Genomic DNA, 24,411 nt, shown 5'->3' on the forward strand with positions numbered 1-24,411 from the left:
ATGAATTTCAGACGTCCTTTGTTTAACTTCATATTCATTCTTGTTTCTTTTATCCTGCAGACCACGTTGTTCAGGGTTATTGATTTTGGTGGAGTAACTCCAAATCTTCTGATTATCTTTACAGCATCTGCCGGGTTTATCAGAGGAGACAAATCGGGACTTCTTACAGGATTCTTTTGTGGACTTTTAGTTGATATTTTCTTTGGAACATACATTGGATTTTATGCACTGATCTATATGTATATTGGATTTGTTGTCGGGAAACTTCACGATGTGTTTTTTACCCAGAATCTTGCTATTCCTATCCTGGTGATAAGTCTCTCGGACTTTATATTTGGATTTATCTGCTATGTGCTGATGTTTCTTTTCAGGACAAAGTTTGATATCGGATATTATATGAACAACATAATCATTCCGGAACTTGTTTATACTGCACTTGTTGCTATCTTTTATTATCCGCTTATTCTGTGGATCAATAATTCTATCGATGAAAAAGAGCTAAGGAGCGCCAAGAAGTTTGTTTAACAATATCAAAGAGGGGATCATAAAGTTTATAACCTCCAGAGCAGTCATTGTTTCTGGAGTTCTTATTATCCTGGGCTGTATTTTGGTCTACAGGCTCTTTTCACTGCAGGTAATTAATGGCGAGTACTATCTGGACACTTTCAAGCTCAAGATCAAAAAAGAAAAAACCATTCAGGCAGCAAGAGGTAATATCTATGATAGAAACGGTAAGCTTCTTGCATATAATGAGCTGGCTAATTCAGTTACTATTGAGGACGTTTATAAATCCGGTTCAGGAAGACATAAGGCCATTAACACTACTTTGAATGAACTCATCGATATTATCGAAAAGAATGGCGATTCTGTCGACCAGGATTTTGGCATTATTGTTAATGATGCGAACTTTTATGAGTTCACGGTAGAGGGCAATCAGTTACTTCGATTTCTTGCTGATGTCTATGGGCATGCATCTGTAAATGACCTTAAATATGAGGAAAAGACCAAGACGGCTGATGAAGTTATTGAGGATATGTGCATGAACTTCAAGATTGGCGATTATGATGATCCTGATGATTCCTCTACGTTTGTTCCCGGAAAGGGATATACAAAGGACAGGGCCTTAAAAATCCTTAATATTCGCTACAACATGAGCCAGAATTCATACCAGAAGTATATTGATACCACAGTTGCCTCTGATGTCAGCGAGAAAACTGTGGCTGATGTTATGGAGAATGCTTCTAATCTTGCAGGTGTTTCCATAGAGGAGAGTACTGCAAGAAAATATGTTGACTCGATATATTTTTCCCAGCTTTTAGGCTACACAGGTAAGATTTCAGAGGATGAACTGGCAAGTCTTATTCAGGAAAATCCAAGTTACGGTCTTAATGATACTGTAGGTAAGTCTGGTATTGAGCAGTCCATGGAAAGTGTTCTTCAGGGAACAAAGGGATCAGAGACTGTTTATGTTGATAACACCGGTCAGGTTATCGAGACCAGTAACTATGTGGATTCTGTTGCAGGAAATGATGTTTATCTGACTATTGATAAGGAACTGACAGAGGCCTGCTACAACATTATCGAGCAGTCACTGGCTGGAATTCTGGCATCCAAGATCCAGAACGTTAAGACTTATACATATACCTCTACATCAAGCTCCAGCAATATAGTTATCCCGATATATGATGTTTATTATGCCATTTTTGATAATGATGTAATTGATATCAGCCATTTGAATGCAGCTGATGCCAAGGAGAGCGAAAGAGCTGTTTACGAGCAGTTTGTTACCAAGAACGCATCAGTACTTGCTGAAATTGAAGCTGAGCTCACAGACAAAAAGACTCCTTATGATCAGCTCTCCAAGGAGTATCAGTGGTATATGAGCCATATAGCCTCAATGCTATATTCTGATGGCATAATTGATTCTTCAAAGGTGGACAGAGAAGATGAAATGTATATTGCCTGGACTAAGGATGAGACTATTTCCCTGGCTGAGTATCTGAAATATACAATAGCAATGAACTGGGTAGATGTTTCCAAGCTTTCCATTGATAATCAGTATGCTGATTCTGAAGAAATCTTTAATCAGATAGTCAGATATGTGGGAAAAGAGCTTTCTCAGGACTATGATTTCCAGACAAGGCTTTATAAATATCTGTTACTTGATGGCTATATATCAGGAACACAGGTCTGCAATATCCTTGTGGAGCAGGGAAATATTCATGTTGACGAGGAAGAGCTTGGACTTTGGGAAAGAGGCGGAGAGTCTGCTTACAGCTTTATGCTCAACAGAATTTCCAACCTTGACATTACCCCGGCCCAGCTTGCTCTGGATCCATGTACAGGTTCTATGGTTGTTACCGATGTCAATTCCGGAGATGTACTTGCCATAGTATCTTATCCCGGATATGACAATAACCTTATGGCAAACGGAGTAGATGCAGCTTATTATGCTAAGCTTCGAAGCGATAATTCAAATCCGCTCTACAACTATGCAACACAGCAAAAGACAGCTCCCGGTTCCACATTCAAGATGGTATCAGCTACAGCAGGTCTTACTGAAGGAGTTATCACTACAGACTCAGTGATATACTGCGGAGGTATCTTTGAAAAGTTTAACCCGGGTCCTCGTTGTTGGATCTATCCACGAGGCCACGGCGGACTTAATGTTACAGGAGGAATCAGGAATTCCTGCAACGTTTTCTTTTACGAAGTGGGTTACAGGCTGGGACTTACAGGTGGAAATTACTCACCTGAGATTGGTCTTCAAAAGCTTGCTAAATATGCAGATCTTTATGGTCTTACTGAGAAGTCAGGCATTGAGATAGCAGAGTCAGAGCCTCAGGTTTCAGATCAGGACGCTGTTCGTTCAGCCATTGGTCAGGGTTCTCATTCATATACAACAGTTGGTCTTGCGAGATATGTAACTACTGTTGCCAACAACGGAACCTGTTATAACCTTACTCTTATTGATAAGACTACAGATTCTAACGGTAACCTTCTGGAAGAATACAGTGCGACCATAAGAAATACTGTTGATATGCCAGCTTCCTACTGGAATGCTATTCATACAGGAATGAGACAGGTGGTTCAGGATAAATCCTACTACGCTAATCTTGGAGTAGCTGTAGCCGGTAAGACCGGTACAGCACAGGAATCAGCATCAAGGCCGAACCATTCACTCTTTGTCTGCTATGCACCTTATGAAAAACCTGAGATAGCAATAGCTACGCGTATAGCTTATGGTTATACTTCCAGTTACGCAGCTCAGATTACAAAAGAAGCATTATCATATTACTTTGAACTTAGAGATGAGGATGATATTATCTCTGGAACAGCGCAGACACTTCAGGATGGTGCCACAAACGCTGATTAAGGATTACTTATGGATTATTTTAAGAAATATAAGATCATCGACTACGATTTTGCGCTGGTCCTGATGGTCATTGGCTTAACGGTAATAGGAATAATGTCGATCAGTTCCGCTGATCCCGGCTCCAAGAACAAGCAGATTGCAGGTATGGCTCTTGGAATCGGTATCATGGTCTTTTTATCCCTTCTTGACTACATGTGGTTCGTTAAGTTTTACATTATCTGTTATTTGACGAATATTGTTCTTTTAGGTCTTGTTCTTTCTCCTTTGGGCTCCAGTACCAATGGTGCCCAGAGGTGGATAAACCTGTTTGGTATTACCTTTCAGCCATCAGAGACTGCCAAAATTTTATTGATTTTATTTTATGCGCAGTTTATTATGAAATATAAGGATAAGGTCAAGAACCTTGGTTTTATCGTCATATGCCTGTTGTTCCTGGCAGTTCCTCTTTTGCTGATTGCATCTCAGCCTGATCTTTCTACCTGTATCATGGTCATGATAATATTTGCTTCCATCATATTTGTGGCCGGTATTAACTGGAAGATTGTAGCTTTTGTACTGGGAACTGCAATCCCGCTGGCACTTTTTATTATTTATAATGCCGTTCAGGGAGAGAGCAGTATTCTTCACGACTATCAGCAAAGGCGTATCCTTGCATGGCTTCATCCGGAAGACTATGCCAATTCAGATGCATACCAGACTCTGAATTCCATGATGGCTATAGGTTCAGGACAGCTTTATGGTAAGGGTTATAATACCAATGAGATCAGTTCGGTTCTCAATGGTGGATTCATTTCCGAGTCTCAGACAGACTTTATTTTTACGGTTATTGGCGAAGAATTTGGCTTTGTCGGTGCTTGCCTTGTGGTTGCTCTTATAGTACTCATTGCCATAAGGTGCTTTATGATATCCATGAGAGCCAAGAATATGGCAGGACAGGTGATCGCTGCCGGTGTTGGAGCCTGGGTAGGTTTCCAGGGATTCCTTAATATGGGTGTTGCAACAGGAGTTATGCCTAATACAGGTATTCCGCTTCCGTTTGTAAGTTATGGACTCACATCGCTTATCAGTGTCTATGCAGGCATTGGATTTGTATTAAACGTACGCCTGCAGGGCAATAAATACATCATAGGGAGGGTATAGCGTTAATGAATATAGCATTAATTGCTCACGATGCTAAAAAGAGACTTATGCAGAATTTCTGCATAGCTTATAGGGGTATTCTTAGTAAAAATGATCTTTATGCTACCGGTACGACCGGAAGGCTTATTGAAGAGGTTACAAATCTTACTGTGCATAAATATCTTGCTGGACATCTGGGGGGATCACAGCAGCTTGGCGCAGCAATAGAACATAATGAGATCGATCTTGTTATTTTCCTTAGAGATCCTCTCACTGTAAAGTCACATGAGCCTGATATCAATAATGTCATGACTCTTTGTGATATGCACAATATTCCTGTTGCTACGAACCTTGCTTCAGCTGAACTGCTGATTAAATCACTTGACAGAGGAGATCTTGAGTGGCGTGAGATGTACAAATAAGCTGCTCTCAGTATTTAGTGCAGTAATTCTTTGTGTTGTATTTACTACCGGCTGTGCCGGTGTTTCATATTCAGCCAAGTATTCGGTTGGCTCTTCGACCTCCGATATGGCTGATTCAAACGTCTATCCTACATTTGCTTCTGATCTTTGCGTTGTGGATTCTGATATAAATGAATCCGGAGTGGAGATTTCAGAGACAGCAAGTGCAGGTCTTTTTGACTTATCCAATAAAGAGACTTTATATGCAAAGAATGTTCATATGCAGGTTCATCCTGCGTCCCTTACCAAAGTAATGACTGCCTATGTGGCTCTTAAGTACGGTACTTTGGATCAGGTTCTTGTGGCCGGAAGTGATGTATACGTAACTGAGTCCGGAGCCCAGAAGATCAACTTAAAAGAGGGCGACAGGATGACGCTGGATCAGGCACTGCACCTTCTTCTTATCTATTCAGCCAATGATGTTGCTAACCTGATCGCTTCCAATATTTCCGGCTCTATAGATGATTTTGTAGCTGTAATGAATTCTGAGGCAAAAAAGATTGGTGCTACCAATTCACATTTCATCAATCCTCACGGCCTTTCTGATGATGATCACTACGTAACTGCTTATGATCTGTATCTGATCTTTAATGCTGCCATGGAATACGATACATTTTCAGAGATCATCAATATGAATGAGTATTCCACAAGCTATCTGGATTCAAAGGGAACAGCCAAGGAAATTACAGTAAATAACACAAATGCATATCTTAGGGGAGAGAAATCTCAGCCTACTGGTGTAACTGTTATCGGAGGGAAGACCGGTACTACCAATGCAGCAGGACATTGTCTTATCCTTCTTGCTAGAGATACAAGTGGCAATCCATACATTTCAGTAATCATGCGTGATACAGACTCCGGAACACTTTATACAGACATGAGCTTATTGCTCAATGAAATAGTGAATTGAGGTTGTCTTTTACCACCTAATAAACTATAATTATTTTATAAAATTTCTTACTTGCAGGAGGGTATGCCGATGGTTCAGTTAATTGTTGGGAAAAAGGGAAAAGGAAAGACTAAATGCCTGTTGGACAAGGTTAACACCGAGGTAAAGAACGTTCTTGGAAGTGTCGTTTTTCTGGACAAGAACACCAAGCACATGTACGAACTGAATAATAAGATCCGTTTAATTGTAGTATCTGATTTTATGATCACAAATCCTGATGAATTCATTGGATTCGTCAGTGGTATCATTTCACAGGACCATGATCTCCAGCAAATGTATTTTGACAGTTTTTTAAATATTTCATGTCTCGAAGGCAAGGATATCACAGACACAGTTGGGAAGCTTGAAAAGCTTTCAGAAAAATTTGGGGTAGAGTTTGTGCTGAGCCTTTCACTTGATGAGTCTGAACTTCCAGAGTCAGTAAAGTCTAAAGTAGTTATTTCACTTTGATCAAACAATAAGTTGAATATTTTTATATATAAGCCGCGGCTATCCGCGGCTTATATATTGATGAATTTAAAGGATATGTAACAGATGGCAGGAAACAGAAATACCAAAGTTACAAAATATCCCAAGAATCTTAATAACATCAATATTGGTATGGTTTTCTTTGCTGTAATGGCGATATATATCATTATTAGTGTTATTACTTATTTTCGCAGGGATCATATGGTTGGATACCAGGTTATGGAGGGATCTCTTTCTACTAACAATATCTATGACGCAATAGCTATTCGTTCAGAAAAGATAATAGAAAGTGATACAGCCGGATACATCAACTATTTTGCTACAGAAGGTGGCAGAGTAGCAGTAGGTAATCTGGTTTATACTGTCGATGAGTCCGGGCAGCTCTTGGAATATCTTAAGTCTCAGGGTTCTGAAGAGGTTGCTCTTGGAGACGAGGATCTTTCTGAACTTCGAACCCAGATTGTAAACTTTGACTCATCATTTGATCCTCATGATTTTCACACTGTTTATGACTTTAAGGTAAGCCTTGACGGTACTGTTCAGAAGCTTTCCAACAACAGTATTTTATCTAATATCCAGTCTCTTAATGCTAATAGTGGAACACTTCAGTCCATTGATTACAGATACGCTCCGGATACAGGAATTGTCATTTATTCAATAGATGGATATGAAAATCTTACATTGGAGCAGATGACTGCAGATCTTTTTGATGAGGCAAACTATTCAAAAACACAGCTTATTAACAATAATCTTGTTAAGACCGGAGACCCTGTATATAAAATAAGCACCAGTGAAGAGTGGTCTATTGTCATTAAGGAGGATGATCCTGAAAAAGTTCAGGAACTTGTTGAACTTGAATATGTTAAGGTTAGATTCATCAAAAATCAGAATGAATCCTGGGGAAAAGTAAGTACCTTCACAAATGCTGATGGGGATACATTTGTGCAGCTTACTTTCACTAATTCCATGATCACCTTCTGCAGGGACAGATTCCTTAATATTGAGCTTATTACAGAAGATGAGACAGGATTAAAGATTCCTAATTCATCTATTGTAAACAGGAGTTTTTATCTTGTTCCTAAGAGCTACATAATTAAGAATAATGAAAATGAAACCGGTGTTCTTCGTGTTAAATACGATGAACAGGGAAAAGAGACTTCGGAGTTCATTCCAATTACTATTTATAATGAGGATGAAACCCAGTATTATCTTGATACTGATGCCTTAAGAAGTGGTGACACTCTGATCCTTACAGACTCTAATCAAAGATATACTGTAAGTAAAACCGATTCTCTTATCGGTGTTTACAATATCAATAAAGGATATGCTGATTTCAGGCAGATCAAAATCCTTTATCAGAATGATGAATATTCTATTGTTAAGTCCAATACCACTTATGGTCTAAATGTTTTTGACTATATTGTTCTTGATGCTCTTACTGTTGATTCTAAGGCAAAGAGCGGACTTGAAGCAGAAAATTCTGACACAAGTGACAGTTCTTATGATATCAGAAATGATAATGAAGCTGTTACAGGAGAATCAGGTGATGATATGGGAGAATCAGAGCTTGCTCCTGAAGATGAGTCAGATATTCCAGTTGAAGAGGAAGGCCCAGCCGAGGAATCCACTGAAGAATAACGTTACAATTGTTGACATATTGTGTCATATTACGATAAAATATTATAGATTTGTTGGGATTAAATGTGAGGAGTGCATAATACTATGAGCGTTATGGATAAATTTTTAAAAGCAATTCAGCTTAATGGGGAAGACGACAGTAGTTATTATGATGCAGATGATAGTTATTATGATAGCCCATCTAAGGTAGAGGCCATAAATAACTCTGCACCTATAGGTAAGGATGATCCCAGTATAGAGGTTGCCGAGGAGAAGCTTAAAAAGACAACTCCCAAGACAACTCCTTCAAGGAAGAAATCACTTTCAGCTGCCGGTATGGAGGTTTGTGTTATAAAACCTACATCAGTTGAGGATGCCAGAGAGATAACAGAGACCCTTCTTGCTAATCGTACTGTAGTACTTAATCTTGAGGGACTTGATGTAGATATAGCTCAAAGGATCATAGATTTCACATCCGGTTCATGTTTTGCAATTTCAGGTAATCTTCAGAAGATTTCAAGATATATATTTATTATCACACCCGCTTCTGTTGATATTTCCGGTGATTTCCAGAATATTTTATCAGGAACATTTGGTGGTGGCATTTCAGAAGGCCCACAGCAGATAGATTAAAGCATCAGGCTGTTGACATGTAGATTTACAGTCAACAGCCTTTTTTTACGAAAAGAGGATGAAATGGAAAACAGAATTACAGTAAACTATCAGAATAAGCCCTGCTATGATATCGTTTTTACAACTGATTTTAGCTCTTTAGGAAAAGAGATTTCAGACCTTGGATTTAAAGATAGAAAAATAGCGGTTATTACTGACACTAATGTTGAAAAATTATATGCAAAAGAGGTTTGTGAATGCCTTTCTGAGGCTAGTGACACTGTTGTCAGTTATGCGATTCCTGCAGGGGAAAGCAATAAAAACCTTGACGAGATCAGGAAGATATACGAATTTCTTATTGAAAGACACTTTGACAGACACGACCTTTTGATAGCCCTTGGAGGTGGCGTAGTTGGCGATATGTGTGGCTTTACAGCTGCTACTTATCTTCGTGGTGTATCTTTCGTTCAGGTTCCAACAACACTTCTTGCACAGACAGATTCCAGCATAGGCGGTAAGACCGGTGTTGATCTTGGGGGCGTTAAAAACATGGTTGGCGCTTTTTATATGCCAAGACTGGTTTATATGAATGTAAACACACTTAATACCTTGAGCGACAGACAATATGCTTCCGGCTTTGCAGAAGTTATGAAGCATGGACTTATTAAGGATCAGAATTTCTATACCTGGCTTATTGAGAATATGTATGAGATCAATGACAAGGAGCCTGATATTCTCCTTGAAATGGTTATGAGAAGTTGTGAGATTAAGAGAGCTGTTGTTGAAAAGGATCCCACAGAAAAGGGTGAAAGAGCACTTCTTAACTTTGGTCATACCCTTGGTCATGCAATTGAAAAGTATATGAATTTTGAAATGTACCATGGAGAATGTGTGGCCCTTGGAGCAATAGCAGCTGCTTTTATTTCCTGGAAAAGACAGCTTATTTCCATGGAAGAATACTATGAGATCAGGGATATGTTTGTTCCTTTCAATCTGCCTATTTCAATAGACAGTGTGGACAAAGAAGCGATTCTTGATATTACAAAGTCTGATAAGAAGTCAGATTCAGGAAAGATTAAATTTGTTCTTCTGAAAAAGATAGGTAAGGCATTTATAGACGATACAGTTACCAGACAGGAAATGTCTGATGCTCTTGATGAACTTATCTATATTGAGAATAACGATTGATTGTAAGGATGTAGAATTATGAATACAAAGATGTCTAAGAAAAAGAAAATATTCCTGGCAGTAGATATTGTGCTGATTGTTCTTTTAGTAGCTTTAGATCAGTTCACTAAGTACCTTGCATGCATATATCTTCAGGATAAACCGGCTTTTAAAATAATAGATGGTGTTCTTGAACTGAATTTCCTTAAGAATTCAGGAGCAGCCTTCGGAATGCTTCAGAATCAGAAGGTATTCTTTATACTGGTTGCTGTGCTTATTCTTTTTATCATTGCATATGTTCTTTTTAGAATGCCTGATGATAAGAAGTATAATGTGCTGCACATTCTTCTTGTTCTTATTGCCAGTGGAGCAGCAGGAAACCTGATTGACAGGGTTAGACAGGACTATGTTGTTGATTTCATATACTTTGTTATCATTAACTTCCCCATTTTTAATGTGGCGGATATTTATGTAACTGTTTCAACATTTCTTTTTGTAATTCTTTTCCTTTTTTACTACAAGGAAAATGACTTTAACTTCTTAAGCTTTAAACAGCACAAGAAATTCAGGGAAATCAAATAATGGAAAGAAATAACGACAGATTTGATTTTGTTGTTACAGATGAATATGAAGGATACAGAATTGATAAGCTTATAAGCGAACTTATGGATAATCTTTCCAGGACTTATATCAAAAAGCTTATCGATGACAAAAAGGTCTTTTGCAATGATAAAAATGTGAAGGCCTCCTTTAGTGTAAGCGAAGGGGACAGGATATATATGGAAATCCCTCCTGTTGAACTTCCGCAGATCAAGCCTGAAGACATTCCTCTTGATATTCTATATGAGGATGATGATGTAGTCATTGTTAATAAACCTAAGGATATGGTGGTACATCCGGCAGCCGGTCACTATGAAGGCACACTGGTCAATGGCATTATGTATCACTGCATGGATAATCTTTCGGGCATTAACGGAGTTTTAAGGCCCGGTATTGTTCACAGAATTGATAAGGATACTACCGGATCTGTAATTATCTGTAAAAATGATGCCTCTCACCAGAATATTGCCTCTCAGCTTAAAGAACATTCCATCAACAGAGTTTATCATGCCATCTGCTATGGGGTCATAAAAGAAGATGAGCTTGATATTGACGCTCCTATCGGAAGAAGTGCAACAGACCGTAAGAAAATGGCTGTAGTTAAACAGGGCGGAAAGAATGCATTTACTCATATTAAGGTAATAAAGCGCTTTTACGAGGATGGTTTTACCTATGTGGAATGCAGATTAAAAACAGGAAGAACTCATCAGATAAGGGTACATATGGCTCATATCGGGCATCCTTTATTGGGAGATGAGGTCTATGCACCAGGTAGAAAGAGTAAATTCAAGCTTCAGGGACAATGTCTGCATGCAAAGACCCTTGGTTTCATCCATCCTACAACCTCTGAGTATGTAGAAGTAGATGCACCCTTGCCTGAGTACTTTTCCCATTTGATTGAGGTGCTAAAATAGTATAAAATAAGGGTATAGCAGAAAAATATTGATGCAAAGGGGTGACTTGTATGAACACAATTATTACCATTGGTCGTCAGTTTGGTTCAGGCGGAAGAGAAATTGGGGAAAAGGTCGCGCAGCACTTTGGAATTAACTGCTATGATAAGGAGTTACTTAGCAGAGCAGCCAAGGAAAGTGGATTCTGTGAGGAAATGATCCAGAATCATGATGAGAGACCTACTAATTCATTCCTTTATAACCTGGTTATGGATACATATTCCTTTGGTTATAACGCATCAAGTTTTGTTGATATGCCAATTAGTCATAAGGTCTTTTTGGCACAGTTTGATACCATTAAGAAGATTGCTGATGAAGGTCCTTGTGTAATTGTTGGAAGATGCGCTGATTATGCTCTTTCAGATTATAAGAACGTCTTAAATCTCTTTATTCATGGCGATGAGGAGACTAAGATAAAAAGGATCAAAGAAAGATTTGACGACGTTAATACTGATGACAAAGCCAGAGAGATGATGAATAAAAAGGATAAGCAGCGTCAGAGCTATTACAACTATTATTCCTCCAAGAAATGGGGAAGGGCTGACAGCTATGATCTTTGCATAAATTCAAGTATTCTTGGCATAGATGGAACTGTTAAGTTTATTATTCAATACATTGAAGATTTCGAACAGGCCAATAAATAATGCAATGAAATTTTACTTCCAAAAGACCTTTGGTTTTTTGGAAGTTTTTTTCTTTTTGGGGTAACTTTAATACATATTTAATAATATTTTCAAGCAGCGGGTGTTATACTGACCTCAAACTGAAGACTATTAATACTAGGGCTATTATACATTTTTGTAACCGCAGAAAGGATTCTGTGTGTATCTTTCAAGGAGGAAGAATATGGCTAACGGCATTAATGGCAATATTAACCAACTGTTCCATAGTAAAGATACTACTCCTGTAAGGAATGGAACAATTTCCAAAAATCCGAGAGGGCCTTCGAAGGAGAAAGTTCAAAAGAAAACAGAAGGCATTGGTAATCTCTTTGGTGAGAGTGCAAAGGTTGAGCTTTCTCCCGAAGTCGAGATGTATGGAAAGGTTGTAGACCTTCTCCAGAAGAAATATGACAATGCCGACGTTTTCGTAGCTGGTCCTAATGATGATCTTTCTCAGATTGGCGGAGATCTGGAATACAGCATTATTCTTAGCGAGGATGAAATGAAGCTTCTTGCTTCTGAGGATCCGGCAGACGAGGAAGCTAAGAACAAATTACTGGGGCAGATTGATGATGCCATGAAGTCCATTAGTGACATGAGTGAAAAGATCGGTGGAAATACCGACGAAAGTGATGAGATATCCAATTTTGGAATACAAATGGATAAAAACGGCAATATGAAATTCTTTGCCGATATCAATGGAAATTCTTTCAAAGCAGATTCCATGGATGATCTTATCCAAAACCTTATTTCAGCAAAAGCTGAAAAAGCAAATTAAATAACTATCCGGGAAACCTCCGCAGGCAGCTGTGGAGGTTTTTTATTGTAAATAAAATTGGTTAAATCTTGTATATTTTGTATAGATAATTGTGTTATTTTACTGTCTATTTGTTATAATATACTATGCAGGGTATTAAAAAATTATAAAGTGGAGGGCAAATTGTATATGTCGACCAGAGTATATGACTGCTTAAAGTGTATTGGAGAAAAGATTATTGAGAACAAGGATTTTTTGACAGACCTGGACAGAGAAATTGGGGATGCTGACCACGGTGTTAATATGGCCAGAGGTTTTCAGTCTGTGATCGAGAAGGTTTCACCTGATGAAGCTGATCTTGGTGCAGCACTTAAAAAGACAGGAATGACTCTTTTATCTACTGTAGGTGGTGCATCCGGACCCTTGTATGGAACAGCCTATATGGAAGCTGCAAAGGTTCTTGCCGGTAAGGATAGCCTTTCTGCAGAAGATTTTAAGCTTGCTTTAGAAGCAGCGATTGCCGGTATACAAAAGAGAGGTAAGGCTGAAAAGGGCGAAAAGACAATGCTTGACTCACTTATTCCTGCTCATGATGCTTTTGCTTCCAAGGTTGATGAGGGAGGCTCTTTAGTTGATGGTCTTGATGCAGCTTGCGAGGCAGCAAATGAAGGAATCGAATTCACCAAGACTATTGCTGCCACCAAGGGACGCGCAAGCTATCTTGGCGACAGGAGTATCGGTCATCAGGATCCAGGTGCGACCTCAGCAACAATGACACTTGAAGTTATAAGAGACTTTTTAAAGGGGTGATCAGATGGTTGGACTTGTAATCGTATCGCATAGCTGGAAGATAGCTGAAGGAATAAAAGACCTAACAGACCAGATAGCTTCTGCACATAAGGGTATTATCTGCGCCGGTGGACTTGAAGATAAGGAAATTGGAACAGATGCTGTCAGGATTTCTGAAGCCATAAAAGCTGCCAATGATGGCGACGGTGTTGTTCTACTTGCTGATCTTGGAAGCGGAATTATGAGCGCAGAAACAGCCATCGAACTATTAGAGGATGAGAATATTGATGCCCGTCTTGCTGATGCACCTGTTGTAGAAGGCGCTATAGCTGCAGCTGTTACAGCTGTTTGTGGAAGTAAGATAGAGGATGTTATCGCAGCCGCGGAGCAGACACGGACTGTGAAAAAAATAAATAACTAATAAGGAGGCAGAAATGAAGAAACTAATCAATGGGGTCGACAATGTAGTTGATGAGATGCTGGATGGTATGATCGCAGCTTATCCGCAGTATCTTAGAAGGCTTGATGGCTTTGATGTAGTTGTCAGAGCTGGCGGCTCTAAGGGCAAAGTTGCCCTTGTATCCGGTGGTGGATCAGGACATGAGCCGGCACACGGTGGCTATGTAGGTAAGGGAATGCTTGACGGAGCCATTGCCGGCGCAGTATTTACTTCTCCTACACCTGATCAGATTTTTGAGGCTATTAAGGCTGCTGACGGTGGAAAAGGCGTTCTTCTTGTAATCAAGAATTATACCGGCGATGTTATGAACTTTGAGATGGCAGCTGATATGGCCAGAGATGAAGGCATTGAAGTTGATCAGGTTATTACTGCTGACGATGTTGCTGTTGAAAACAGTACCTGGACAACAGGCAGAAGAGGAATAGCAGGAACAATCTTCGTTCATAAGCTTGCCGGCGCTTGCGCAGAAGCTGGTGGAAGCCTTGCTGATGTAAAGAAAGTTGCTGAAAAGGTTATAGAAAATGTTCGTTCCATGGGTATGGCCGTTGATGCCTGCACAGTTCCTGCAGCCGGAAAGCCAAGCTTTGATCTGGCAGAAGATGAGGTTGAGATCGGAATTGGTATCCATGGTGAGCCTGGTGTTAACCGCGAAAAGATCAGCCCTGTCAACGATATCGTAGATAAGCTCCTTAACAAGATACTTGCAGAAGGTATTTACAATGCAGGAGATGAGGTTGCTGTTATGGTCAACGGAATGGGCGGAACTCCTCTTATGGAACTTTTCGTTGCCAATAAGCACCTTGCAGAAGAGCTTACAAAGAAAAATATCAAGGTTTATAAGACTCTTGTAGGTAATTACATGACATCCCTTGATATGGAAGGATTCTCAATCACACTTTTGAAAGTAGATGATGAACTTAAAAAGCTTCTTGATGCACCTGCTGATACACCTGCATTTGTACAGGCTTGATAATTTTTTCACTAATATTATAAAAGAAAGACCAGAGGCTTTTATAAGTCTCTGGTCTGTTTTTGCTAAAATCAGCTGTTTTCATCCTCGATAATACATAGAATATCATGAAGAATTGCCAAATACCTGGTATTTAGTTCAAACATTTCCTCAACAGTTTCTTTGCTTACACCCAGTGCATTGGCCATTTTTTTCACGAATGCCATTTCATTTTCATCAAAATTTCCATCAGAAAACAGTAAGCCTATTATTTCAAAGACAACCATTTTTCTGTTTTGATAGGAGGATTCTTTGAAAAAATCGATGATCTCATCAAGTGATTTAGCATGGCTCATGGGAAAAGAAATACCCATTTCATCACAGTATTGTTCAAGCATTATTTCCTGTTCATCAGTTATATCATTATTACAACCGGCTGCAAGCCGGGCAAGATCGATAAAAGCTTCCTTTTCCCTATCTACAAGCAAATGTAGGAACATTCAATCACCTCGGTATTTATATATAGATTATTTCATTAAACCGGAATTTAACGCAATGATATCACAATCCCGCCTTAACCCTGGCCTTTTGCATTTCGAAGTATTTATCCAGTTTATCCTTGAGTTCGTTTCGGCTAATACTCTTCAAAAGATAATCTGCAGGACGAAGTCTCATGGCTGTCATAACGCTTTCTTTATTCTGCATTCCAGTAAGAAACATTATTGGAACTTCGTCTGTATCAACATCACTTTTAAGCATCTGGAAAATCTGTGGTCCACTGGTAATTGGCATATTGTAATCTAACAAAACCAGATCAACTTTGTTTCCTGCCAGCCATTTAATGGCCTTTATTCCTGAATTGACCATTACAACCTGATAACTGTCCTTAAGCCATTCACGTATCATCTGCATATAGGTCACGTCGTCATCTACGATAAGTATTGTTTTACGCATGCCCTGAACCATCAACTTATCGAACTGTTCCACAACCTTATCAAGAAAAGCCTTCATCTCTAAAGGTCTTTCAAACCAGGCTGTAATGCACTCCAAAGGCACGGTTTTGATGATCTCATTATATTCATCTCTTCTGCCAATGAGGATGAGGTTCTTCTCCTTTTCCATGCAAAGATCCTTCAGGAATACCAAAAAAGCTGGATCATCATTAACTGTTTCGTCCATATAATAGACGATCAGTTCACTGCTTTCAGCTTCTTCCTGAAGTACTTTTATATCAAGAGGCACATAAGTGCTGTTAAATCCTATCTCATTAAGCTTCATTTCCATTCCATGAACGGAAAACTTTTCCTGAGAGCTGATTATCAGCACATTGTTCTTTCCCGGTTGACCCTTTTTACTCTTTTGAACCATATAATCCTCCAATACCATTAACCGACTATACTGTGGATACTATCCCAGTCAAGCTGATAAAGGCTCTTTTTTATATCGGCTATGTACTTCTCTTTTTCAGGAGAAATATTACATTTTTCAAGATACTCTATAGCATCTTCTGTAAGTGAAAAGTCCTCAGCAGCTACATATTCCTTAATTGCTAGCATAACGTCTGCAAGTTCATCGTCAGAAATGTCTTTTTTGCTCTCTTCTTTCTTATTATGGGAAAAGAGCTTTACGTACTTTTTATATTCATCAATGAGCAAAGGATACTCTGATTTAAGGTATTCCATGTCGCCTTCTACTCCGGCCTTTTCCATTGCGCCGGCCATGGTTGAAAGTATCATGGCGCCAATTATCCTTGCTGTACTCTTTAAAGCATGAACTTTAACAGTGAAATTTTCATAGTCACCTGCTGCAAAAAATCTTTCCATATCCTCAAGATTTGGTTGAGCATGATCAAGGAAAATGTCTATTGCAGAAAGCATATACGCTGCTGTTTCGCTGTTATTAAGGCCGGCATGAACATTGACCAGTGGAGACTTAACGAGCCACTGTGGAAGCTTTTCTCTCTCGGATTTGGTATCACCTGTGCCTCTTTTTAACTCATCGTGGGTGATTATCTTTCTGCCTGTCTTTTCAAATAATCTATTTACCAGGTTTAACAGTTCTTCTGCTTTTACAGGCTTTCTGATAAAGTTTGCTTCTGCATTATCATATTCCTCATCAGCAGTCATGAAAATAAAGGGGAGATTCTCTCCTCGTCTTTCGTTTATCTTCTTTTGAAGTTCTTCTCCTGACATTGAAGGCATCTTAAGATCAGAAATGATCATATCCGGAGACTGGCTGTCAAAAAGCTCTAGAGCTTCTTCTCCGGAGGAAGCCTGAATTGTCTGATAAAAGTCTTTTAGAGCCCGATCTGCAATTTTGAGCATCATAGGCTCGTCATCTACTATCATTATCTTTTTCAATGCTTTTCCCTCTCAAAGTACGCACCTTGCATAAGGTCGCACCCCATATTGGTTAACATTTCTTTTGTCTCAAAATTGTCAACAGCAGGAGCAACTACAGGAATTGGAATGTTGTTTAGCATCTGGATCAATCCACTAAGAAGCGCCTTGCCTTGTTCGGTTTCTACTTCGGTTATCATGGTCCTGTCCAGTCTTATAGTGCTGATAGGGAGTTCCACAATATTCTTTATGTTCGAATAACCGTTACCATAACCATCAATTCCAAGTCTGTAGCCCTGAAGGGTCAACTTCCTTATGTTGTCATAAAGTCCCCCTCTCATCATATCATATACTGTGTCACTTATGGCAAAACAAATGAAAGCAGGATTAACGTTATATTGATTTCTGAGAGTCCAAACCCTGTCAGTAAAGTTCTTTTGCATGCCCAGACTGGAGGAAAGATGAATTATAATGTACTCATAATACTCTTTTGCAACTTTATTTGATCCCAAGTATGCAAATACACGTTCCATCACATAGTCTTCCATAAGCATATTGGTGCCTCTTGCTTCTGAAGCGACTCTAAGTGTATCTGCATCGATTTCTCCGAAAATCTCGTCATGTATAGTAGTTACGGCTTCTGCAAAAAGAGCTTTACCCTCTTTTACTGACCAAACTGGATTGTAATTTATCTTAAGTTGGCCGTTATCAATGGCTCGACCTAAGATATCATCAAGTCTTGTCTCTATCTGATAGGTTCTTTGGCTGAGTATCTGTGAAGCATGACAATAGATCTTTCCTTCAGTAAATCTTATGAAGTTATGACCAAACCATAACAGATCGTTAACGTTTTCAATATCATCAGGAAAGGCTATTGTAACTATTTTTAGATCTATGCTCGCACCGGTGTCTGATACCTTTCCGCTTTTCCCCCTAACTTTTTCCCGGACATAAGGAATAGCTTGCACAGGATTGTAGTCTATATTTTCAAGAATAATATAAAAGCATCCGGGATTTTCAAAATAAAACTCAATTGTTAGTTTTTCTTCTTTTGCGTAATGCTCTATTACTCTGCCAATTGAGTGCATATAATCATAATATGCTTTTTCTCCCAGATATCTGAGAAGCTGTTCAGCGTTGGAAATCCTTGCAATTACAACCTGAACCTTTTGCTTTGTAGCATGGATTTTACCCATTTCTTCTTTAAAAGCAAAGTATCCTGGCAGTGTGGTATTCATATCTACCTGTTTCTCAGGCTTTTGAACGAAGATTATTACGAAAAGAAATGTCAGACTGGTGAAAAAGCATTCTACAAGGGTCTCAGGCTTGAAATACTGGATAATGACACCCACAATACTTGGAATATAAAGCATTGTTAAAGAAACCCATTCTGAAGTCTTAAGAAGCTTTCTTCTATAGATCAGATAAATGATACCATAAAACATATAGAATGCAGCACAGAAATATACTGTAAGAACCTGAGCTCCACGGTGATATCCTGTCTGATTTGTTACGTAGAAAATATTTCCTCTTGATATATTTATTACAAGTAAAGTAACGATAATAAGAAAAGGCATCAGGATGATCAGTCGCTTCCATATCTGCCTGATCTTATACCAGGTTCTTGTTACGCTATAAATGTAAAAGATATAAAGTGTGATTGATGCAGATCTGAAAAAGTAATAGATATAATTTAAAATTTTAACAGAAAATACCTGCAAATCTGTAAGTGGATATGCCTTGGAAAGGATATAATTTCCTGTCGTATCGCTTAAAGCGGCTAAAAGTCCAGAGATAAGGATCAGATTCAGAAAAGAGTTTGATCTTCCTCTTATCATCTTCCTGGAAAGAGTCGCTATAAGCATTATCAGATATATGGGTATTGAACATATTTCAAAGTAAAGGTTATATTGGATCATCAGTTTTTCCTCATGAAAAACAGACCGTAGGTACCCGGGCCACAGTTAATTGAAACGGACGGTGAAGCTTTTTGCACATATATTTTGTCAAAATGTATATAGGTTTCAATTTCTTTTTGGATCTCTTCAATTTCAGAATGCATAAGTCCCGAATAGGTTATAAACAGGACTGATTTATCTATTTCTCCGGGATGCTTTAAAAGACTCTTTATATATTTGGATGATATTTTATCAAAGCTGCCGGCCCATAGTTTCCTAATGTTTAAGCTGGAATTTCTGGCTTCAACAATTGGATGCAGCATAAATGCTACACATATCTTATGCACGTAATTAGACAGTTTTCCGCTTCTGTAGAGGTAATCTGTATTGTTGATTATATAACTTGTAGATATTTTGTCTTTTTTCTCTTCAAGAGCCTCTACGATCTGATCAGGATCAAACATTCCTGTTTCAGTTAGACTTTTTGCATACATTACTAATAATCCGAGACCACCTGATGCAAGGCCTGAATCCACTACTCTCACGTTATAAAATGCCAACGCACCTTCGCAGGCATTAGCATATCCATCTCCTATACTTTTAGCACTGGAAATATGGATTATATGCTGTGCATGCGTCAGCTGATCAGAGAAGAAATCCTCATATTCCGCAACAGAAGGTACTTCACTTCTGGTAATGATACTAGTATCCTGCATGGAACGTACTATAGTGTCATTGCCTGCTTCCAAGCCATCATAGAAAACACCTTCATTGATATGAACTTTAAAGGGGATAACAGGTATATTAAATTTTTCTATTAACTCTGCCGGAAGATCTGAAGTGCTTTCTGTAGTTATGACAATAGGGATCTTCCTTCTGATTTCATGATAGATACTCTCGTTATCTTCAGAAGCGTCATTACCCTGGCTGACTTTTACCAGCTTTTGAGGAAGCAGCTTTCTGATGGTGCTTTCAAGCTCTGCACTGTCTACAGGCTTCATCAGATAAGCATCAAAGCCCTCACGTTTATAAAGAGCCTGGTTTTCTGAACCCGTATTGGCTGTAAGTGCCACAATAGGAGTATCCTTTGAAAGACCTCCGGCCTGAGCTCTGATGGCATGAAGACACTCTATACCGTCCATTACAGGCATAAGGTGATCCATGAGTATTACGTGATACTCATGTTGCAAAGTCAGCCCTAGAGCTTTTTCTCCGCTTTCTGCGGTGTCAACCATAACCTTAGTTGCTTTAAGTAGCTTTTTTGCTACCATAAGGTTTGTTGAATTATCGTCCACTATGAGTATTCTTGCTTCAGGTGCTTCAAAGCTTTGATGATACTGATAAGTGTCCTTTGCAGCGTTTTCCCTGTGGCTGTCAAAATCACCAAGCATGGAGTCATCGACAATTTCCTGTTCGATTGAAACAACGAAAGTTGAGCCCTTAGTATAAACAGAATTTACTGATATACTTCCACCAAGCAGATCAACCAGTTGTTTAACTATAGACAGACCAAGACCTGTGCCCTCGATATACCTGTTTTTTTCTTCATCTTCTCTTCTGAATGCATCAAAAAGATGAGGTATACTCTCTTTCCTTATACCCATTCCTGAATCTTCAACAGAATATGATACAAGAGCTTTTCCACCTTCTGTCCTTGTGCAGTGAACTGAAAGAGAAACATGACCTTCTTTTGTGTACTTCACGGCATTATTCAACAGGTTGATCAGAATCTGCTTTATCCTGACCTCATCGGAAAAGAGCTGTGAAGGCATAGTAGGATCAACTGAAATCGTAAATTTAAGCCCCTTTTCGTTGGCTTTTATCCATATCATATTAACGATCTCGGAAAGCATCTTTCCTACGTCATATTGAACCTTTACTATGTCCATTTTTCCTGATTCAATCTTGGACATATCAAGGATATCATTTATAAGAGATAAAAGAATTTTTGATGCAGCCTGAATGTTCTTGGCGTTCTCTGTAACTTCAGGTGAAATATTCTCTCTTAAGGTTAGCTCATTAAGACCAATAATGGTGTTGATAGGTGTTCTTATCTCATGGCTCATGCTAGAGAAGAATCTGTTCTGAGCTCTGTTTAATTCCTCAATCTTTTTAGCTCTTTCCTTTGATTTTTCACTCTCCTCCAAATAAAGCATATGCTGGATAAGCACCATGAAAAATACGGAAATACCCACTAGCAAAACTGAGACGCAAACATCAACGAAAAAAGGAAGTTTATCATGACTTGGAATATAATCAGGAAACAGATAACAGATAACAAATTGCCCTACTATGTTCACGGTCAGAAGAGACAGCATGATCCATCTCATGGCTCCCACAAGTATAATGCCTACATAAAGATAGGCATAGCTGTACCAGATAATTCCGCCACCTGTAGGTCCTCCGCCAAAATAAAAGGCTATAGGCACAATTATTATAACGATACATGCAGCCATTATATTGGCAGCTATCTGGATCTTGTCATTTCTTGAAGCCCAAATAGTGATAATAAAAGAAAGTATTCCAGTGATGATCAGGGCAATGATCTCAACGGGATGTTCGCCGATGATTATGTCTGTCAGAATGGCAACAGACATGGCTAAAAAGCCAATTCCGTTTAGTATGATAAATATTTTGGTTCTTACATTGTCTTCAACCTTAAGAAAGCTTCTTAAGAATTTTCTGAAGGAATTTAGCATAATGAGCCTCCTTCCTCACCGGGTGAAAGGTGGCTTTTAATTGTATTCATTAGCGCTTCATAGTCTTTTATAAATATGTCGTGATAATCTGTTATAAAGGCTTCATTTTTTTCTTTTGCTGCATCTTCCAATTGTTTGGCTTTTTCTGATAAGCTCATGGCTCCTATAAGCTTTGATGTGCTCTTGACTCCATGGACTCTGATTTCGTAGTTCTTATAGTCCTTGTTATTAAAGTAATCCTGTATTTCTTTTAGCTTGGAATCTGACTTATCAGCATAGTCAGCAAGAAGTTCAAGGTAGAAGTCCTTGTCTCCTGAACAATAATCAAGTCCATATTCAGTATCAACGTCGAGGCCTTTTAAAACCTCAATGATATCCGTTTTATCCTCTTTGGTGCTATCTAATGTTTTCTTCTCTGAAACTGTATCCTTGGATATAATTGCTTTCTTTTCTGAGTAGGAAATGAAATTGTTTGGAAGGACCTTTTTTAGCACTCTTTCCAGCTCTGTTACTTCTATTGGCTTAGGAATAAAACCATCAAAGCCTTCGGAAATAAACATTTCTCTTGCTGTACTGATGGCATTTGCTGTAAGAGCTACAACAAGTATTGGCTTATTTGCCTTACCGGCGTTCTGCTTGATTATGTGCATGGCTTCAACACCGTCCATGCCGGGCATCATATGATCCATAAAGACGATGTCATAATCATTTTGATCGCACATTTTAATGGCTTCTTCACCACCGGAGGCTGTTGAAATGATCATTCCATAAGATTCAAATATCTCTTTTGCTACCACAAGATTCATATGCTCGTCATCAACAACAAGCGCTTTGACTCCTGGGAAGGTAACCACTAAGTCCTCAGGTATTTCATTGCTGAATTGATGGTTAAGGAAATTTGCAATCTGAGTGCCATAAAATGGCTTTTGGAGCAAAGTAATACCATGGGCTACCGTTTCATCAAATCCCTGATCAGCTAATATAGCAACATTCATTTTCCGGGCTAGTCCATCAAGATAGTCTCTATTCGCAAGATATTCTCCTGTTCCTGCAAATAAGTGAGTTATCTTATTGTTAAGGATCAGTTTTTGCAGCTCATCTATTGATTGAACTCTGAAAAACTTAATATCCAGACTATTTGAAAGCCTTCCGATCATTTCCAGATAAAAATCGCGGATCTTAGGTTGAGTTGTAGTCATAAAGCTAATAAAACCGGCTGCAACACAGTTCTCATGATCTGACACTGAAATACCAGGCTTTGAATCAACCACCTTCTGAGGAATACTAACCTTTACAACAGTGCCCTCACCTATCTGGCTTTCTATAGTGAAAACGCCGCCCATAGCATTAGTGAGACCGTTGATAATAGGAATTCCAAGGCCTAAACCTCCGCTTGTTCTGGCTCTGCCACTATCCACCTGATAGAACTTCTCATATATGCTGTCCATCTCATTTTTATTTATTCCAACGCCTGTATCCTTAACAACTATAATGAGATTAACGCCGTAAGGTCTTTTATCGGCAGTTATATTAAGACATACACCACCTTCTTTAGTGTACTTAAAACCATTCCTTATTAGATGCCATATAATTCTTTTTATCTTAGTTTCGTCGCCTACAAGAACGGCGGGAATCTTAGGATCTATATCGATCACAAGATCAAGTCCGTAATTGTCAGAATAGGCCAGCTGCGGTAAAAGATCATTGATCATTGAAGAAACCATATAGGTGTCATTAGTGATAGCTATTTTACCCATATCAATTTCCGTGAAATCGAGGATATCATTGATCTGCTCAGAAACCCTGTGGCCTGCAATTGATATGGCTTTTATCTTGCTCATTGTCTGTTCTGAAAGATTCTCGTTTTGAAGCACATGAGAAAGACCTATCACCGCACTGATAGGTGTTCTTACTTCATGGGAAACGTTTGCCAGGAAGTTATTAACTCTTTCGTTTTCATCTGTGAGGGATTTTATCTGACTTAGATATTTGTGCTCGGCATTAGTCCAGGCCTTCACGATATGGTCTATGATTATTGCTGAAAAAGGAACTATTAGAAAGACCATGGCAGCTCTGACTACAGAGTAGAGGTCAAGGTCAAGTGGATGTATGCTTTTTTCAACAATAAGGTGAAATATTAGACTTAAAAAGGCGCAAATAGCACCTGCTATAGTAAGAATTCGTTCCCTGGTAAAAGTGAAAAGGAACAACATGATAACAATGACAGTTCCGCAGTCGAATACGGTCTGAATCTTGACGCAATAATAAAACACAAAGAGCATAGACACAATACCACAAATGTATATCTGTGATCTTTGTGGCAAATGGTTTGCCAGGTATATCCCCCAGCAAATAGCTGTACCTAAGATAATGAGTGGTAACATCCATATTTCCCAGTTCATTATCCTGTTAAGGGCTATTATGAGAATGGCCAATATAGTCATGGTCATTATCATACTAAGGTAAACAACCTTTTTTAACTCATTTTCGACTGTGCCTTTACCCAATAGTATACCTCCATAACCTGTCTATAAAA

22 protein-coding genes are annotated in these 24,411 nt (G+C 38.8%); 16 read left to right on the forward strand and 6 right to left on the reverse strand.

Annotated elements, in window-relative coordinates; genetic code table 11:
• The 16 genes from mreD to dhaK all read left to right on the forward strand — a co-directional run bounded on the left by mreD (position 1) and on the right by dhaK (position 14,960).
• Positions 1-525: a rod shape-determining protein MreD gene (mreD, locus tag BO18_RS29025; RefSeq protein ID WP_034452159.1), complete on the forward strand. Its 525-nt coding sequence runs from the start codon at positions 1-3 to the stop codon at positions 523-525.
• Positions 518-3,376 carry a penicillin-binding transpeptidase domain-containing protein gene (locus BO18_RS29030; protein ID WP_034452162.1) on the forward strand — a complete coding sequence of 953 codons (2,859 nt, stop codon included), beginning with the start codon at positions 518-520 and terminating at the stop codon, positions 3,374-3,376. Before mreD ends, BO18_RS29030 begins: the two co-directional genes overlap by 8 nt.
• Positions 3,377-3,385: 9 nt before the next feature.
• The gene (locus tag BO18_RS29035; protein WP_034452164.1) at positions 3,386-4,516 is read left to right on the forward strand and encodes an FtsW/RodA/SpoVE family cell cycle protein; all 1,131 of its coding nucleotides are present in this window, start codon (positions 3,386-3,388) and stop codon (positions 4,514-4,516) included.
• Positions 4,517-4,521: 5 nt separating this feature from the next.
• On the forward strand, positions 4,522-4,917 hold the full coding sequence (gene mgsA, locus BO18_RS29040) for a methylglyoxal synthase (RefSeq protein WP_034452167.1): 396 nt from the start codon (positions 4,522-4,524) through the stop codon (positions 4,915-4,917).
• A complete protein-coding gene (locus BO18_RS29045; RefSeq protein WP_242856622.1) occupies positions 4,901-5,866 on the forward strand; it encodes a D-alanyl-D-alanine carboxypeptidase family protein in 966 nt (321 codons plus the stop codon). The genes mgsA and BO18_RS29045 overlap by 17 nt, the downstream gene beginning before the upstream one ends.
• Before the next feature lie 69 nt (positions 5,867-5,935).
• A complete protein-coding gene (locus tag BO18_RS29050; protein WP_034452171.1) occupies positions 5,936-6,355 on the forward strand; it encodes a hypothetical protein in 420 nt (139 codons plus the stop codon).
• A gap of 84 nt (positions 6,356-6,439) precedes the next feature.
• Complete coding sequence (locus tag BO18_RS29055; protein WP_185752630.1) at positions 6,440-8,011, forward strand: HlyD family efflux transporter periplasmic adaptor subunit; 1,572 nt, start codon at positions 6,440-6,442, stop codon at positions 8,009-8,011.
• Between the two features lie 84 nt (positions 8,012-8,095).
• Positions 8,096-8,623, forward strand: a complete 528-nt coding sequence (locus tag BO18_RS29060) for a cell division protein SepF (protein WP_034452172.1) — start codon at positions 8,096-8,098, stop codon at positions 8,621-8,623.
• Positions 8,624-8,686: 63 nt separating this feature from the next.
• Positions 8,687-9,790 (forward strand): 3-dehydroquinate synthase, encoded by a 1,104-nt coding sequence (gene aroB / locus BO18_RS29065; RefSeq protein ID WP_034452173.1) that lies wholly within the window; start codon positions 8,687-8,689, stop codon positions 9,788-9,790.
• A gap of 18 nt (positions 9,791-9,808) precedes the next feature.
• Entirely contained in the window at positions 9,809-10,351 is a 543-nt protein-coding gene (gene lspA / locus BO18_RS29070; RefSeq protein ID WP_051689287.1) for a signal peptidase II, read from the forward strand.
• On the forward strand, positions 10,351-11,283 hold the full coding sequence (locus BO18_RS29075; RefSeq protein ID WP_034452174.1) for an RluA family pseudouridine synthase: 933 nt from the start codon (positions 10,351-10,353) through the stop codon (positions 11,281-11,283). Before lspA ends, BO18_RS29075 begins: the two co-directional genes overlap by 1 nt.
• A gap of 50 nt (positions 11,284-11,333) precedes the next feature.
• Positions 11,334-11,966 carry a cytidylate kinase-like family protein gene (locus tag BO18_RS29080; protein WP_034452176.1) on the forward strand — a complete coding sequence of 211 codons (633 nt, stop codon included), beginning with the start codon at positions 11,334-11,336 and terminating at the stop codon, positions 11,964-11,966.
• Positions 11,967-12,168: 202 nt separating this feature from the next.
• Positions 12,169-12,762 carry a DUF6033 family protein gene (locus BO18_RS29085; RefSeq protein ID WP_034452179.1) on the forward strand — a complete coding sequence of 198 codons (594 nt, stop codon included), beginning with the start codon at positions 12,169-12,171 and terminating at the stop codon, positions 12,760-12,762.
• 168 nt (positions 12,763-12,930) lie between these two features.
• Entirely contained in the window at positions 12,931-13,551 is a 621-nt protein-coding gene (gene dhaL / locus BO18_RS29090; protein WP_034452181.1) for a dihydroxyacetone kinase subunit DhaL, read from the forward strand.
• 4 nt (positions 13,552-13,555) lie between these two features.
• The gene (dhaM, locus tag BO18_RS29095) at positions 13,556-13,951 is read left to right on the forward strand and encodes a dihydroxyacetone kinase phosphoryl donor subunit DhaM (protein WP_034452184.1); all 396 of its coding nucleotides are present in this window, start codon (positions 13,556-13,558) and stop codon (positions 13,949-13,951) included.
• Positions 13,952-13,964: 13 nt separating this feature from the next.
• Positions 13,965-14,960: a dihydroxyacetone kinase subunit DhaK gene (gene dhaK, locus BO18_RS29100; RefSeq protein WP_034452186.1), complete on the forward strand. Its 996-nt coding sequence runs from the start codon at positions 13,965-13,967 to the stop codon at positions 14,958-14,960.
• A gap of 71 nt (positions 14,961-15,031) precedes the next feature.
• Here dhaK and BO18_RS29105 read toward each other — a convergent pair whose 3' ends face one another.
• From BO18_RS29105 to BO18_RS29130, 6 genes are all read right to left on the reverse strand, one after another.
• Positions 15,032-15,439 (reverse strand): TerB family tellurite resistance protein, encoded by a 408-nt coding sequence (locus BO18_RS29105; protein ID WP_034452187.1) that lies wholly within the window; start codon positions 15,437-15,439, stop codon positions 15,032-15,034.
• Between the two features lie 61 nt (positions 15,440-15,500).
• Positions 15,501-16,307 (reverse strand): response regulator, encoded by an 807-nt coding sequence (locus BO18_RS29110; protein ID WP_051689288.1) that lies wholly within the window; start codon positions 16,305-16,307, stop codon positions 15,501-15,503.
• Between the two features lie 17 nt (positions 16,308-16,324).
• On the reverse strand, positions 16,325-17,299 hold the full coding sequence (locus tag BO18_RS29115) for a response regulator (RefSeq protein WP_034452189.1): 975 nt from the start codon (positions 17,297-17,299) through the stop codon (positions 16,325-16,327).
• The gene (locus BO18_RS29120; RefSeq protein ID WP_034452191.1) at positions 17,296-19,197 is read right to left on the reverse strand and encodes an EAL domain-containing protein; all 1,902 of its coding nucleotides are present in this window, start codon (positions 19,195-19,197) and stop codon (positions 17,296-17,298) included. Before BO18_RS29120 ends, BO18_RS29115 begins: the two co-directional genes overlap by 4 nt.
• Complete coding sequence (locus BO18_RS29125) at positions 19,197-21,875, reverse strand: DegV family protein (RefSeq protein ID WP_051689289.1); 2,679 nt, start codon at positions 21,873-21,875, stop codon at positions 19,197-19,199. The genes BO18_RS29120 and BO18_RS29125 overlap by 1 nt, the downstream gene beginning before the upstream one ends.
• Positions 21,869-24,382 carry a hybrid sensor histidine kinase/response regulator gene (locus BO18_RS29130; RefSeq protein ID WP_081861325.1) on the reverse strand — a complete coding sequence of 838 codons (2,514 nt, stop codon included), beginning with the start codon at positions 24,380-24,382 and terminating at the stop codon, positions 21,869-21,871. The genes BO18_RS29125 and BO18_RS29130 overlap by 7 nt, the downstream gene beginning before the upstream one ends.
• Between the last annotated feature and the right edge of the window lie 29 nt (positions 24,383-24,411).

The organism is Butyrivibrio sp. AE2032, from assembly GCF_000702965.1.

What these genes read in the sequence shown, in the direction of transcription:
- mreD (WP_034452159.1), top strand. Translation starts at nt 1, where the DNA reads ATGAATTTCAGACGTCCTTTGTTTAACTTCATATTCATTCTTGTTTCT.
- BO18_RS29035 (WP_034452164.1), top strand. Translation starts at nt 3,386, where the DNA reads ATGGATTATTTTAAGAAATATAAGATCATCGACTACGATTTTGCGCTG.
- mgsA (WP_034452167.1), top strand. Translation starts at nt 4,522, where the DNA reads ATGAATATAGCATTAATTGCTCACGATGCTAAAAAGAGACTTATGCAG.
- BO18_RS29050 (WP_034452171.1), top strand. Translation starts at nt 5,936, where the DNA reads ATGGTTCAGTTAATTGTTGGGAAAAAGGGAAAAGGAAAGACTAAATGC.
- BO18_RS29055 (WP_185752630.1), top strand. Translation starts at nt 6,440, where the DNA reads ATGGCAGGAAACAGAAATACCAAAGTTACAAAATATCCCAAGAATCTT.
- BO18_RS29060 (WP_034452172.1), top strand. Translation starts at nt 8,096, where the DNA reads ATGAGCGTTATGGATAAATTTTTAAAAGCAATTCAGCTTAATGGGGAA.
- aroB (WP_034452173.1), top strand. Translation starts at nt 8,687, where the DNA reads ATGGAAAACAGAATTACAGTAAACTATCAGAATAAGCCCTGCTATGAT.
- lspA (WP_051689287.1), top strand. Translation starts at nt 9,809, where the DNA reads ATGAATACAAAGATGTCTAAGAAAAAGAAAATATTCCTGGCAGTAGAT.
- BO18_RS29075 (WP_034452174.1), top strand. Translation starts at nt 10,351, where the DNA reads ATGGAAAGAAATAACGACAGATTTGATTTTGTTGTTACAGATGAATAT.
- BO18_RS29080 (WP_034452176.1), top strand. Translation starts at nt 11,334, where the DNA reads ATGAACACAATTATTACCATTGGTCGTCAGTTTGGTTCAGGCGGAAGA.
- BO18_RS29085 (WP_034452179.1), top strand. Translation starts at nt 12,169, where the DNA reads ATGGCTAACGGCATTAATGGCAATATTAACCAACTGTTCCATAGTAAA.
- dhaL (WP_034452181.1), top strand. Translation starts at nt 12,931, where the DNA reads ATGTCGACCAGAGTATATGACTGCTTAAAGTGTATTGGAGAAAAGATT.
- dhaM (WP_034452184.1), top strand. Translation starts at nt 13,556, where the DNA reads ATGGTTGGACTTGTAATCGTATCGCATAGCTGGAAGATAGCTGAAGGA.
- dhaK (WP_034452186.1), top strand. Translation starts at nt 13,965, where the DNA reads ATGAAGAAACTAATCAATGGGGTCGACAATGTAGTTGATGAGATGCTG.
- BO18_RS29105 (WP_034452187.1), bottom strand. Translation starts at nt 15,439, where the DNA reads ATGTTCCTACATTTGCTTGTAGATAGGGAAAAGGAAGCTTTTATCGAT.
- BO18_RS29110 (WP_051689288.1), bottom strand. Translation starts at nt 16,307, where the DNA reads ATGGTTCAAAAGAGTAAAAAGGGTCAACCGGGAAAGAACAATGTGCTG.
- BO18_RS29120 (WP_034452191.1), bottom strand. Translation starts at nt 19,197, where the DNA reads ATGATCCAATATAACCTTTACTTTGAAATATGTTCAATACCCATATAT.
- BO18_RS29125 (WP_051689289.1), bottom strand. Translation starts at nt 21,875, where the DNA reads ATGCTAAATTCCTTCAGAAAATTCTTAAGAAGCTTTCTTAAGGTTGAA.